Origin of the sequence: Amycolatopsis regifaucium (assembly GCF_001613935.1) — a bacterium.
GTDB classification, from domain to species: domain Bacteria; phylum Actinomycetota; class Actinomycetes; order Mycobacteriales; family Pseudonocardiaceae; genus Amycolatopsis; species Amycolatopsis regifaucium.
On the sequence record NZ_LQCI01000008.1, the window covers coordinates 124,114 to 137,467 of the forward strand.

Below are 13,354 nucleotides of genomic sequence, written 5' to 3' on the forward strand. Positions count from 1 at the left end.
AAACTTAGCCCTTCCCCGCGTCCTTGATCGTGGTGATGCGGTGACACGTGCCGTCGCGGTAGGCGAGGACGACAGGATCCTTCACCTCGGGGGCCGCGACGGCCTGCCAACCGGAGCGGCCGGTCCCGTTCATGAACTGCGAGATGTCGTCGCGCGGGAGCCCGACCGTGCCCCCGCCGACGACCTTGCCGGCGCCGTCCGTGATGAGGATGCACTGGGCCTGCTGTCCGCCGATGAGCGCCCAGCCGTTGATCTGCTTGTCACCGGTGACGGGTGCGGTGTCGACGGCACCGGCGGTGTCCTTTGTGCCGTAGCCGGGGCCCTTGAGCTCGACGGCCTTGGCGAGGTCGACGGTCGTTCCGAGTTCCGGTCCACCCGCGCCGCAGCCCAAAGTGAAGTCCGGGGTGAACGGGTAGATGCCCATCGACCGTTCCTGTTCGAGGAAGTCGGGGTAGGCGTACATCTTGCTCATCACGCCGCCCGCGTTCACCTGCATTGCCACGCCGAGGACGGGTTGGTACGCGTACCGGTAGCGGGTCGCGCCCGCGGCGGTGTTCCCGATCGCGTAGACGCAGAGGGCCACGACGAGCGCCAGCGGGATCGCCTTCAGCCGCAGTGCCCGCGGGCCGCGGGTCACCAGCAGCACTAGTACCGCGCAGACACCGAGGAGCCCAATGCCGACGTAGCGGGACGACATGCCTTCGGTGGCGTTGTAGCCGCCTCGGCTGACGCCGATCATCGCGCCGTTCAGTACCACCTGGGCGGCGAGGCCGAACCAGCCGGCGACGGCCGCGACCGGTGCCGGACCGTCGAGGGTTCCGGTGAAGTTCTCGGTTTTGGCCGCGAGCCGCTGCTTCACGGCTGTCGCGGCCAGGACGCCGAAGAGGCCGACGGTCAGCGCGCCCGCGAGGAAGGCGAGATCCGGTGACTTGGTGGACCAGGACTGGCCGATGGTGCTGGTCATGGCCCCGAGGTAGGTGTCGGCACCGACGACGTTCGGCTTCTGGTAGCTCGGTGGCCATGGCGCGATGCGCCAGAGAACGAAGACGACGAGCCCGAGGCCGAGTGGCAGCGCGGTCTTGACCCGGCTCTCGCCGCGGAGCCAGAGGACGAGCGCGAGCACGATCCAGACCGGGAAGGCCACACCGTGTCCGAGGCTCCCCATGAAGGCGAAGAGAAAAGCCGGGATGAGCTTGCCGTGGTGCGCGAAGGCGATCGCGATGACGGCAGGGGCGAGGCCGAGGAGCCATTGGACGCCCATCATGCCGTCGCCGAAGTACTCGACAGTGCCGGCGGAGAACACGAGACCGGAGAGCCCGGCGACGACGCCGGCGCGGCGCAGACCGGTGAGAGTGCGGGGCAGCATGCTCCACAGCGCGGCGAACATGCCGGCGGCGAGGATGACGCTGAGGAAGCCGAGCGGGGGCTGGGTCCCGGCGAACAGCTTCGCGTCCAGCCAGAAGACGAGGCCGACCAGCACGATCGGGTGCTCATGGTAGAGGTGAAACAGCTGGGCGACGTCGAGGTTGCCGTTCTTGTCGGCGACGAGGCCGAGGACGACCCAATAATCCGCGTGGTTGATCTTGGGGGCGCGGACGACCTCGGCGATCGACAGCACGATCGGTACGGCGGTCAGTGCCCACAGGGCCCAGTAGGGGAGGCGATCGAGCAGTCCGCGCTTCGCGGGCTTGCCCGGTTCAGGCGTTTCCCGCTCGGTTTCCATGGTCGCGACGGGGCCGCCGTCGCGCGCGCTCTCGCTCATCCGTGATTTCCCCACCCTTGAAGATCCGGCCCACAAAGTACCGAACTCCCAGGTAGGCGCCATCGTCGGCGTCCCGACATATGCGCCAATACGAATTACTACGGTCGTGTGACTCTGCTCACCGGACCTGTAGCACGTAGTAACCAAAAGAAGCGGAGGGAACCACGGCGAAGGTGGAAGATGTCGCGCGCCATACCCACCCGCAAGGGTGAGTTACCGGAACGCGGGGAGGCCGGGGGAACTCGGTCACTCGGAGATTATGGCAAAGAGGCCGTGGTCCAGGCTTTCCCTGCACCACGGCCTCTCGCTCGCGAGCGGATGACGGGATTCGAACCCGCGACCCTCACCTTGGCAAGGTGATGCGCTACCAGCTGCGCTACATCCGCATGTCACTTCGTGCTTCAACACTCGTTTGAAGCAGTGGGACAACCATACACCGACCGTCTGTAGCCGTTTGCACCCACCCCGGCAGGTGCTTCGGTGTCACACCTGGCGTACAAGGGGTGACGACGGCTGCATACCTCCGTATGGTGTCCCCATTCGACCGAATGGTGAGTCCTTCGGGGAGGAGGTGCCTGGCCGGATGACCGAGCAGGGCACGGTGCCGCTTCAGGCGGCCTCGGAATCCGACGAGCAGGCATTGCTCCAGCGGCTCCGCGATGGGGAGGACGCCGCCTTCGGGGAGCTTTTCGAACTTCACGCCGCCGCGGTGCGGCGGTTGGCCCGCAGTCTCGCCTCCGATCGGTCGGAGGCGGAGGACATCACGGCCGAGACCTTCTTCCGGGTGCTCCAGGCGCTGCGCCGGGGCGCGGGGCCACGCGACTACGTCCGGGCGTATCTGCTGACGGTGGCTCGCCGGGTCTCGTGGGAGTGGCACGGCGCACGCCGTGACGTGCCGGTGAGCGACGACGAGCTGACGTTCCGGGCCGGGGCGGGGGCGGACACGAACGCCCGTACGGCCGAGCATTCGCTGATCACGACGGCGTTCACGAGTTTGCCCGAGCGCTGGCGTTCGGTGCTGTGGCAGACCGAGGTCGAGGGCGAGCAGCCTTCGATGGTCGCGCCGCATTTCGGACTGAGCGCGAACGCGACGGCGGCGTTGGCCCGCCGGGCGCGGCAGGGGTTGCGGGCGGCGTATCTGCAGGCGCATCTGTCGGTGAATCGCGGGCCGGATTCGTGCCGGGCGGTGGTGGAGAAGCTCGGCGGGTTCACCGCGGGCAGCGTCACCGGCGCCGAGGCGCGCCGGATCAAGACGCATCTGATCGGGTGCCAGTCCTGCCGTGCCACGCACGACGAGCTGCGCGACGTCTGTTCGTCGCTGCGGGCGCACGCCGGTGTGGTGGCGCTGCTGGTGCCGGGTGCCGCCGGCCTTTACGCGAGCGGGTCGTCCGGGGCGTTGTCCGGATTCGCGGCTTCGGTGAAGGGGCTTCTGCTCGGTTCGAAGGTGAAGGTCGGCATGGCGGTGGCGTCGACGGCGGCCGCGGGCGCGGTCGGGCTCGTCGCCGGTCCGGCCGTCTTCGGTACCGACGTGACGCACACCATCGGGTTGTCCGGGGGAGGCTTGCCGGAGTTGGCGCTGCTGCCGCCGGCGCAGGTCGCGCCGCCTGGCCGGCACGAGCCGGTGCAGATTCCGCCGCAGCGGATCGCCGAAGACCGGCTTCACGGCAAGGGATTCCAGCCGGTCCGGACCGGGCTGGGGCCGAACGCCGAACTCGGCGTGGCCGATATGCCGAGCCTGCCCGGCGCGGCGGGCACCGCGCGGAAGGAACTCGGCGGTGATGTCGGCGGTGTCGTCGCGCAGCCTCCGGCCGAGCGGTATCCCACGCCGGCGGAGACCGCGCCGCGGAACGAAGAGGGCACCGAAAGCGGTTCGAACCAGACCACCTCGAAGCGGGACGACATCCCGCCGCAAGAATCGCTCACTCCCCCCGAGGAGTCGCTGAGCCCGACGACGACGCCACGGGACTCGGTGGAGTCTCCGGATCCGAATACGCCGGAGTCGACGACTGACCCGGAAGGGTCTACTTCGCCGGTGACCGGCACTCCGGACAGCTCGACCGAGGAGCCGTCCAGCGAGCCGTCGAAGGACGAGGAGAGCCCGGTGAAGCCGACTTCCCACTATCCGGAACCTGGCGTCGACCACCCGACGTGCCCGTAACGCCCGACAGAGACGGATAGCGTTCGAACTCTCGCGAACCGTACCGTGATCACGGTACGGTGGAGGTCGCTCACGACGAGCGAGCGGCCGCGCGGGAGGCGACTGAATGAACCGGCTGGTGCACGGCGAGGACGGCCGTGACTGGGTGGTCCGAGCCCAGATGGAATGGCGTGCCCCCGCGACTGCGGACGATTTCGAGCACGATGTGGCTGGCAGCTACGGCCCGGGTATCGCGATGATCGTCGTGACCGGCCTGCTCGCGATCGTGCTCATCATGTGGACACCGGCGGATGTGATGATCCCGTCCTGGGTGCCGCTGGCCCTGTTGCTGGTCGCGTTGTTCTTCCCGCTGCGGTGGATCCTGCGCCGCCCGTGGACCGTGGTCGCCGAGACCGAGGGCGATCTGGCCGGTGACCGGCCGTCCGAACGCTGGGTGGGCACCATCCGGGGCATGTTCACCGTGCGCGGTGAGGTCTCGAAGATCACCAAGACCATCCAGCGGCACTCGCTGCCGGATTTCGACGGCCCGCTGCACCCGGTGGAGTAGTCGCGACGGCCTGAACGCGCGAGACTGGGGTCATGCCCGAGTTACCCGAGGTCGAAGCGCTCGCTCACCACCTGCGTGAACACGCGGTCGGCAAGACGATCTTCCGTGTCGACGTGTCGTCCCTCAGCGTGCTGAAGACGGCGACACCGCCTTGGACCGAGTTGCACGGCCGTGAGGTCACCGGGGCGGGCCGGTTCGGCAAGCATCTCGACCTCGTCGCCGGGGACCTCCATCTGGTCGTTCACTTGGCGAGGGCGGGCTGGCTGCGCTGGTCCGACGCGTTGTCGCCGACGCCGCTCAAACCCGGCAAGGGGCCGATCTCGCTGCGGGTCCACCTCGACGCGGCCGCGGGGCCGGGCTTCGACCTCACCGAGGCCGGTACGAAGAAGGGGCTCGCCGTCTGGATCGTGCGTGATCCGGAGAAAGAGGTCGCCAGTATCGCGCGGCTCGGGCCGGACGCGTTGTCGCTGGACCGGACGGGACTCGAGAAGCTGTTCGCCGGACGCACCGAACGGCTGAAGACGGCGCTGACCGACCAGTCCCTGATCGCCGGGATCGGCAACGCCTACTCCGACGAGATCATGCACATGGCGAAGCTTTCCCCTTACGCCACAACGGGAAAGCTGTCCGAAGGGGCGCTCGACGGACTCTCGGAGGCGATCCGCGAAGTGCTGACCAGCGCCGTGACGCGTTCGGTCGGGCAGGACGCGGCCCGGCTCAAGGGGGAGAAACGCTCCGGGCTGCGGGTGCACGCGCGGACGGGCCTGCCGTGTCCGGTCTGCGGCGACACGATCCGCGAGATCTCGTTCGCGGACAAGTCGTTCCAGTACTGCCCGACCTGCCAGACCGGCGGGAAGCCGCTGGCCGACCGGAGGATGTCCCGCCTGCTCAAGTGACTCGTGCGCTCCGGCCTTGGGTAGGGTCGGCTCCACCCTCGGTTGTCACAACTCAACGGAAAGTGGGGAGCAGACCTTGCACCCGGTTGGTCGAGCGCAGAGCATGGACGCCGTGTCCGGGCTCGATATCGCGCAGATCATCCCTTGGGGTGTCGCGGCGCTGCTCGCGATCCTCGTGGTCGTGCTGCTGATCAAGCTGCGGCGTCCCGCGAGCATCGTGGAGAACGCGGTGCTGCAGGCGGTCCACCGGATGTCGAAGGCGACGCCGGACCTCCGTGAGGGGCTCGACGAGCAGGTCGCCGACAAGATCACCAGTCAGCTGCTGGAGATGCTCGACTGCGTCGCCGTCGGCATCACCGACAGCGAAGGCACGCTGCTGTCCTGGGACGGCGAGGCCAACGACCACTACGTCGACCTCGTCGACGCCATCGGCAACGCGATCCGCAAGCACCGCCGCGAGGTCGTCGCGCACGACAAGATGCCGTGCAACCACCGCGGCACCTGCCGGATGCGGACGGCGGTGATCGTGCCGCTGATCGTCGAGGGCGAGACCGAGGCGGCGTTGCTGGTCGTCGGGCGCACGCGCGGGCGGCTGGTGCAGATGGCCGACGCGGTCGCGCAGTTCGTCTGCACCCAATTCGAACTGGCGCGCCTCGACGAATCGAAGAACCAGCTCCAGCAGGCGGAGATCAAGGCGCTGCGCGCGCAGATCTCACCGCACTTCGTCTACAACGCGCTCAACACGATCTCGTCGCTCATCAGGACGGATCCGGAGGAGGCGCGAGAGCTGCTCCAGGACTTCGCCGACTTCACGCGCTACTCGTTCCGGACGTCGGGCATGTTCACCTCGCTCGCCGAGGAACTGCGGAACATCGACCGGTACCTGACCATCGAGAACGCCCGTTTCGGCGGACGGCTCGAAGTGCGGATGAAGATCGCGCCCGAGGTGCTGTCGGTGGTCGTGCCGTTCCTGATCATCCAGCCGCTGGTGGAGAACGCCGTCAAACACGGCCTCGCGTCGAAGCCGTCGGGCGGCTGCGTCACGGTGATCGCCGAGGACTACGGCGCCGAAGCGCTGATCAGCGTCGAGGACGACGGCATCGGCATGGAGCCGGCCAAACTCGCGGATCTCCGCAGCCAGCACCGTACGGGCGCGCACGTCGGCCTCGGCAACATCAACCAGCGGATGCAGCAGGTGTTCGGCCGCGACTACGCGCTCATGGTGGAGACCGCGCCCGGCGCCGGCATGAAGGTGACCCTGCGGGTGCCGAAGTTCATGCCCGGTGTCCGGCCGAACCTGCCGGACTTCTCCGCCGACAGCGCCGCGGTCCCGCCGCAGGGCGGTCCGAACGAGGCCAGTGGGGTGAGCGGTTCGCGCAGCGGCGTGCTGCCGTCGTGAACGTCGGTAACCTGGCGGTATGAGCGTTGCGGACAAGCTGACCTCCCGTCTCCCGATGATCGGCGAACGGGGTGATCGCAAGGACGTCGTCGCCGTGGTGAAACTGCACGGGGTGATCACGCCGACCCCGTCGCCGCTGGCCAGGGGCTCGATCAACCTCGCCGCCGTCGAATCGGCGCTGACCCGCGCGTTCGCGCACGACCGGCTGAAGGCGGTCGCGTTGCAGATCAACTCGCCGGGTGGTGCGCCGACGCAGTCGGGTCTGGTCGCGGAGCGGATCCGCCAGCTCGCCGACGAGAAGAAGGTGCCTGTGCTGGCCTTCGCCGAGGACGTCGCCGCGTCCGGCGGATACTGGCTCGCCTGCGCCGCCGACGAGATCTACGCGCACCGGACGTCCATGGTGGGTTCCATCGGCGTGGTCAGCGGAGGCTTCGGGTTCACCGGCCTGCTGGAGCGGTTCGGCATCGAGCGGCGGCTGCACACCGCGGGCGCGAACAAGGCAAGGCTCGACCCGTTCAGCCCGGAGAAGGCCGAAGACGTCGAGTGGCTGAAGAAGATGCACGGCCAGCTCCACGAACTGTTCGTCGACTGGGTCACCGAGCGCCGGGGAGACCGGCTTTCCGGCTCCGAGGACCTGTTCACCGGTGACGTCTGGCTGGGCGCCCGCGCGGTCGAACTCGGTCTGATCGACGGCGTCGGCAGCCTCCGCCAGGTGATCACCGAGCGGTACCCGGACGCCGAGATCTCGGTCGCCGAACCGAAGAAGGCGCTGCTGGCGCGGCTCGGCATCGGCGCTCCGGCGGCGGCGAGCGCGTTGCTGGACGCTGTTCAGCACAAGGCCGCTTGGAGCCGCTTCGGCCTCTGATCCCCGTGCAATGAAGGGGCCTTTCATCGCAAAATTTGCGATGAAAGGCCCCTTCATTGCGTTCGGGGCAGGGGCGGATTCACCCGAACAGTGGTAGGCGTAGGTGGTCCAGACCAGGTGTCATATCGGACATACCGCTTTGTTGTGAACGGCAACAAACCTCGACAAAGGTGACGAGGAGGTCCGATGTCCGTCACGTCTCCCCACGTGAACCGCCGGAGCCGCTGGAAGATCGCCCTCGGCTCGGCGATCGGCGCGGCACTGATCACGGTCCCCCTGACCTTTCCCGCCTCGGCCGCCGTCCCGCCCCCGCCCGCGGGTTGGACCACCGTTTTCACCGACGACTTCACCGGCGCCGCCGGCTCGCTCCCGTCGAGCGCGAACTGGATCATCGACACCGGCCACGGCTACCCCGGCGGCCCCGGCAACTGGGGCACCGGCGAGATCCAGAACTACACCGCGAACCCCGCCAACCTCGCCCAAGACGGTTCCGGAAACCTGCGGATCACACCGCTGCGCGACGGCGCGGGCAACTGGACCTCGGCGCGGATCGAAACGCAGCGCACGAACTTCAAACCGCCGTCGGGTGGCGCGCTGCGCATCGAAGGCCGCATCCAGATGCCGAACGTCACCGGCGCCGCGGCACTCGGCTACTGGCCCGCCTTCTGGGCACTCGGTTCGCCGTATCGCGGCAACTACTGGAACTGGCCCGCCGTCGGCGAGTTCGACATCATGGAGAACGTCAACGGGATCGACACGGTCTGGGGCGTGCTGCACTGCGGCGTCAACCCCGGCGGCCCGTGCCACGAGACCGACGGCCTCGTCGGCAGCCGGACCTGCCCCGGCGCGAGCTGCCAGAGCGCGTTCCACACCTACACCTTCGAATGGGACACCAGCGTCGTCCCCAACGTGTTCCGCTGGTTCGTCGACGGACAGCAGTTCCACTCGGTCGACCAGAACCAGGTCGACGCCACCACATGGGCCAATATGACGAATCACGCCGGTTACTTCGTGCTGCTGAACGTCGCGATCGGCGGCGCGTTCCCGAACAACAACTCCGGCACCGTGACGCCGGGGCCGGGAATCGTGCCAGGGCATCCGATGCTCGTCGACTACGTCACCGTCCTGACCCGCGGCGGCGGGGGCACGACACCCACCCCGACGACGAGTGATCCCGGTGGTGGCAGCGCGTACAGCACGATCCAGGCGGAGTCCTACAGCCAAGCCACCGGCCTCGCCAAACAGGCCACGTCCGATTCCGGTGGCGGCCAGAACATCGGCCCGGCGGGAAACGGTGACTGGGCGCGATATCAGGGCGTCGACTTCGGGACGCAGACCGCCCGGCAGTTCCAGGCGCGGGTGGCGTCCGGCGCGGCGAGTGGGGTGAGCGGCCTGGTCGAGGTCCGGCTCGACAGTCCTACCAGCGCGCCTGTCGGCAGCTTCGCCGTCGCCGACACCGGTGGCTGGCAGAGCTGGCGGACCGTGCCGGCGAACATCAACGGGATCACCGGGAAACACGACGTCTATCTGACCTTCGCCAGCGGTCAGCCCGCCGATTTCGTGAGCGTCAACTGGTTCACCTTCACCCCGTGAAGGAAGAGATGTGGCACGGCTAGGCGGTTCGTGCCACCGGAAAGGTGACGGCACCGGCCACCCCAGGCGCGGGGGTGGGCGGTGCCGTCCTTTTCGTTCGACTTTCGGGCAGCGGGCTGGACACGGAACCCGGCAGTGGGCATTATGCGACTCACTGTGAGTGCTCACGATGACACCCGGAAGCTCATTGTCCTTGCGGTGGACGATGAGCCCAAAGGGCTAGACGAACTCGTTCACTGTCTCCGGAACAGCCCGCACGTCGCCCTGGTCTTCCCGGCGATCGATGCTTCGGAGGCGCTGCGCCTGCTGTCCACCGACGATCCGAGGCTCGGCGATCGCAAGGCGCGTGGCCTGCCGATCGTGGACGCGGTGTTCGCCGACATCGACATGCCCGGCCTGTCCGGGATGGAGATGTCCCGCGTGTTCGCCGCGCTGCGCCCGTCTCCGGCGCTGGTGTTCGTGACAGGGCATGCCGAAGAGGCGGTCAACGCCTTCGACCTCGGCGCGCTCGACTACGTGCTCAAGCCGTACCAGCAGGATCGTCTCGACCGCGCGATCACGCGCGTGATCGACAAACTCGCCGCCAACGCCGCGCCGCCGCCCGGTACCGTCGGCCTCGGGCAGGTCAAGAACGACGACGAGGTCATCCCGGTCGAACTCGCCGGTACGACCAAGCTGATCCCGCGCTCCTCGGTCCGCTGGGTGGAAGCACAGGGTGACTACGCCCGGCTGTTCACCACCGACGGCAGCCATCTGGTCCGCATCCCGCTCGCGCAGCTCGAAGAGCGCTGGGAGAAGGCGGGTTTCGTCCGGATCCACCGGTCGTTCCTGGTCTCGCTGCCGCTGATCACCGAGTTGCGCATGGGGCAGGGCGGCTACCAGGTCGTCATCGGCAACGAAGAAAAGGTGCTGCCGGTGAGCCGCCGCCACACCCGCGCGCTCAAGGACCGGCTCGTCGGCGCCAACCGGTCGACGTAGCCGCGGGACATGACCGACGACTTTTACCGCCGGGTCAACGGTGTCCGCGAACCGGACCCGACCCTCGGCAAGGGCAGGCACAAGAAACCGGCGCAGCCAGAGGGCGCCGTCGTGGAGCCTGTGCCCGGAGCGCCGTCCGGTCCGAAACACGAGCAAGCGAAGCCCGAACATCACGCGAAACCCAAGCGGCAGCGGGTGATCCTCGCCGATCCGCGGCAGGCGACGAGCACCCTGCGGGCCAGGGTCGAACTCGAAGAGCAGACCAGCTGGGGAAAACTCCTGATCAAGGATCTGGTGAAGATCCAGCTGCGGACGGCCGCCCTGCTGGCGCTGCTGGTGATGGTCACGCTGTGTTCGCTGCCGGTGTTGTTCTACCTGATCCCTTCGTTCGGGCGGGTGGCCGTTCTCGGTATCCCGCTGTCCTGGCTGATCCTCGGCGTGGCACCGTTTCCGTTCCTGTTCGGCATCGGGCTCTGGTACAACCGGCTCGCCGAACGCCATGAACGCGACTTCGTTGACATGATCGAGAACTGATTGCGGAGCGGCACATGCGAGGATTCGTGCCGTGGCGCTGAATCCGTGGGCTGTGGCCGGCATCGTGCTGGTCGCCGTGCTGACCTTCTACCTGGGGCACCGGTCCTCGAAGTCGGCCGTCAGCACGCACGACTTCCTCGTCGCCCGACGTACCGTGCGCTCCCGGCGCAACGCCGCCGCGATCTCCGGTGAGTACCTCTCCGCCGCCTCGTTCATGGGCGTCGCGGGCATCGTGCTCAAGGACGGCGCCGACGCGCTGTGGTTCCCGATCGGGTTCACCGCGGGCTATCTGGCGCTGATGCTGTTCGTCGCCGCGCCGCTGCGCCGGTCCGGGGCGTACACGCTGCCGGACTTCGTCGAGATGCGGCTGGGTTCGACCATGCTGCGCCGGGTTTCGACGGCGTTCGTGGTGTTCATCGGGATCCTCTACATGGTCCCGCAGTTGCAGGGCGCCGGGCTGACCCTGGCGACTATCCTGCCCGTGCCCGCGTGGGCGGGCGCGATCCTGGTGACCTGTGTGGTCGGGTTCAACGTGATCGCGGGCGGGATGCGCGCCATCACCGTCGTCCAGGCCTTCCAGTACTGGCTGAAACTGTTCTCCATCGCGGTGCCCGCGTTCATCCTGTGCATCGTGTTCCTCGGCTCCGGCGGGCCGGGCAGCGCGCGTCCGCTCGGGCAGCCCGCCCCGCCGACGTTCACCGAGAACACCAAGGTCACGGTGCAGACCGACGTCACGCTGAAGGTCACCTCGGTGACCGTGCTCGAGGCGTACGGCCAGGTGGAAGGCGCGCGGGCCAACGGTTTCGCGGTGTGGACCCCGGAAGCCGCGCACAAGGTCGCCAAGGGCACCACCTTGAAGTTCATTGCCGGCACGCCGGTCCCGGTGGTCAGCGACGCGCCCGCGTCCAACGGCGACTGGCTCCGGCCGGGGTCGGGCAGTCTCACCGATCTGCTTCAGGTCTATTCGCTGATCCTCGCGACGTTCCTGGGGACCATGGGCCTGCCGCACGTCCTGGTCCGCTTCTACACCAACCCCGACGGCAAGGCCGCGCGCCGCACGACGGTGCACGTCCTGCTGCTGCTCGGCCTGTTCTACCTGTTTCCGACGCTGCTGGGCGCGCTTTCGCGGATGTACGTTCCCGAACTGCTGGTCACCGGGAAGACCGACGCCGCCGTCCTCCTGCTGCCGTCCGCGGTCCTGCCGGGGCTGTGGGGACAGATCCTGGGCGCGGTGACGGCGGCGGGCGCGTTCGCCGCGTTCCTGTCCAGTTCGTCCGGGCTGCTGGTCAGCGTCGCCGGGGTCGTGTCCACCGACGTGCTGCCCGGCCGCGTCCGTGATTTCCGGTTGGCGACACTGATCGTGGCGGTGGTCCCGGTCGCGCTGGCGGTGCTGCTGCCGTCGGAGGACCTGTCGCTTTCGGTCGGGATGTCGTTCGCGCTGGCCGCGTCCACGTTCAGCCCACTGCTGCTGCTCGGGGTCTGGTGGCGGAAGCTCAGCTGGCCCGGCGCGCTGGCCGGGATGCTCGTCGGCGGCGGCCTGGTGCTGACCGCGCTGGTGGTCAACATCGTCAGCAAGTACACCGGCGGCTGGGCGCCGTGGTTCTCGAACCAGCCCGCGCTGATCACCGTGCCGGCGGCGTTCCTGGCCACCTACGTGGTGAGCCGGGCGACCGGCTACGGGCGGCCGGACGACGTCCACGGCGTGATGCTGCGACTGCACGCGCCCGATCCGCTCGGTTTCATGCGCGATCGCGCGGTCGCCCGGTTCGGGCAGGCCGAGGAGAAGACGCGGACCACCGGTAAGGGTCGCCACCGGAAGTAGTTCACCCGGTCGTGTCGCAACGGTCTACTCAGCGTCGCCTCGTTCACTCAAATGGATTGCCCCTCTCGCGTCCTATAAGGGGCATGATCTTCCCTGACATCGAAATCTGTGAGCGGTTGCGTCAGGTGGGAGGTCCGAAGTGAGTGACACCGATCAAGACCTCGGTCCAGATTCGGAATCCGACTGGGAAAAGGTGCAGGCGAGTCCGGAATTCACCGAGCTGCGACGACGTCTGCGGGTATTCGTTTTCCCGGTCTCGGCCCTGTTCCTGATCTGGTATCTGCTTTACGTGCTGCTCGCCGACTACGCGGCCGGGTTCATGAGCACGAAGCTCTTCGGCAACGTCAACGTCGGTCTCGTCTTCGGCCTGTTGCAGTTCGTGTCCACCTTCGTGATCACCGGGCTTTATGTCCGCTACGCCGGTCGCAAACTCGATCCGCTCGCCGACAAGATCCGGCATGAGGTCGAGGGGGACGGCCGATGAGCCCCTTGGCCGCGGGTGTCCAGGGCAGCGACCCGGCGCTCAACATCACGATTTTCGCGGTGTTCGTCGCGATCACACTGGTGATCGTTTTCCGGGCGAGCCGGAATACGAAGACCGCGTCCGACTACTACGCCGCGGGACGCGCGTTCACCGGTCCGCAGAACGGGATCGCGATCTCGGGCGACTACCTTTCGGCGGCGTCTTTCCTGGGTATCGCCGGTGCGATCGCGATCAACGGGTACGACGGTTTCCTTTACTCGATCGGGTTCCTCGTCGCGTGGCTGATCGCGTTGCTGCTGGTCGCGGAACTGCTGCG

At 67.9% G+C, this 13,354-nt stretch carries 12 protein-coding genes and 1 tRNA gene; 11 read left to right on the forward strand and 2 right to left on the reverse strand.

Annotated features, from left to right (window positions below; all coding sequences use genetic code 11):
• Positions 1–4: 4 nt before the first annotated feature.
• Both AVL48_RS09970 and AVL48_RS09975 read right to left on the reverse strand, forming a co-directional pair.
• Entirely contained in the window at positions 5–1,762 is a 1,758-nt protein-coding gene (locus tag AVL48_RS09970; RefSeq protein WP_061980443.1) for a hypothetical protein, read from the reverse strand.
• 313 nt (positions 1,763–2,075) lie between these two features.
• A tRNA-Gly gene (locus tag AVL48_RS09975) sits at positions 2,076–2,148 on the reverse strand.
• Positions 2,149–2,345: 197 nt separating this feature from the next.
• Between AVL48_RS09975 and AVL48_RS09980 the strand changes: the two genes are divergently transcribed.
• From AVL48_RS09980 to AVL48_RS10030, 11 genes are all read left to right on the forward strand, one after another.
• The gene (locus AVL48_RS09980) at positions 2,346–3,920 is read left to right on the forward strand and encodes a sigma-70 family RNA polymerase sigma factor (RefSeq protein ID WP_061980441.1); all 1,575 of its coding nucleotides are present in this window, start codon (positions 2,346–2,348) and stop codon (positions 3,918–3,920) included.
• 106 nt (positions 3,921–4,026) lie between these two features.
• Positions 4,027–4,467 carry a hypothetical protein gene (locus AVL48_RS09985; protein WP_061980439.1) on the forward strand — a complete coding sequence of 147 codons (441 nt, stop codon included), beginning with the start codon at positions 4,027–4,029 and terminating at the stop codon, positions 4,465–4,467.
• Positions 4,468–4,499: 32 nt separating this feature from the next.
• Complete coding sequence (locus AVL48_RS09990) at positions 4,500–5,363, forward strand: Fpg/Nei family DNA glycosylase (RefSeq protein ID WP_061980437.1); 864 nt, start codon at positions 4,500–4,502, stop codon at positions 5,361–5,363.
• Between the two features lie 103 nt (positions 5,364–5,466).
• Entirely contained in the window at positions 5,467–6,762 is a 1,296-nt protein-coding gene (locus AVL48_RS09995) for a histidine kinase (RefSeq protein WP_061980436.1), read from the forward strand.
• A gap of 19 nt (positions 6,763–6,781) precedes the next feature.
• Positions 6,782–7,627: a S49 family peptidase gene (locus tag AVL48_RS10000; RefSeq protein ID WP_061980434.1), complete on the forward strand. Its 846-nt coding sequence runs from the start codon at positions 6,782–6,784 to the stop codon at positions 7,625–7,627.
• Positions 7,628–7,813: 186 nt separating this feature from the next.
• Positions 7,814–9,220: a glycoside hydrolase family 16 protein gene (locus tag AVL48_RS10005; protein WP_061980431.1), complete on the forward strand. Its 1,407-nt coding sequence runs from the start codon at positions 7,814–7,816 to the stop codon at positions 9,218–9,220.
• Between the two features lie 144 nt (positions 9,221–9,364).
• Positions 9,365–10,198 carry a LytR/AlgR family response regulator transcription factor gene (locus AVL48_RS10010; protein ID WP_061980429.1) on the forward strand — a complete coding sequence of 278 codons (834 nt, stop codon included), beginning with the start codon at positions 9,365–9,367 and terminating at the stop codon, positions 10,196–10,198.
• A 9-nt stretch (positions 10,199–10,207) separates the two neighbouring features.
• Positions 10,208–10,732, forward strand: a complete 525-nt coding sequence (locus tag AVL48_RS10015) for a hypothetical protein (RefSeq protein ID WP_061980427.1) — start codon at positions 10,208–10,210, stop codon at positions 10,730–10,732.
• A 31-nt stretch (positions 10,733–10,763) separates the two neighbouring features.
• Positions 10,764–12,554 (forward strand): sodium/solute symporter, encoded by a 1,791-nt coding sequence (locus tag AVL48_RS10020; protein ID WP_061980425.1) that lies wholly within the window; start codon positions 10,764–10,766, stop codon positions 12,552–12,554.
• A gap of 139 nt (positions 12,555–12,693) precedes the next feature.
• Complete coding sequence (locus tag AVL48_RS10025) at positions 12,694–13,038, forward strand: DUF485 domain-containing protein (RefSeq protein WP_061980423.1); 345 nt, start codon at positions 12,694–12,696, stop codon at positions 13,036–13,038.
• On the forward strand, positions 13,035–13,354 hold a 320-nt coding region (locus AVL48_RS10030), incomplete at its 3' end, for a sodium:solute symporter family transporter (protein WP_428839394.1). The genes AVL48_RS10025 and AVL48_RS10030, both read left to right, overlap by 4 nt.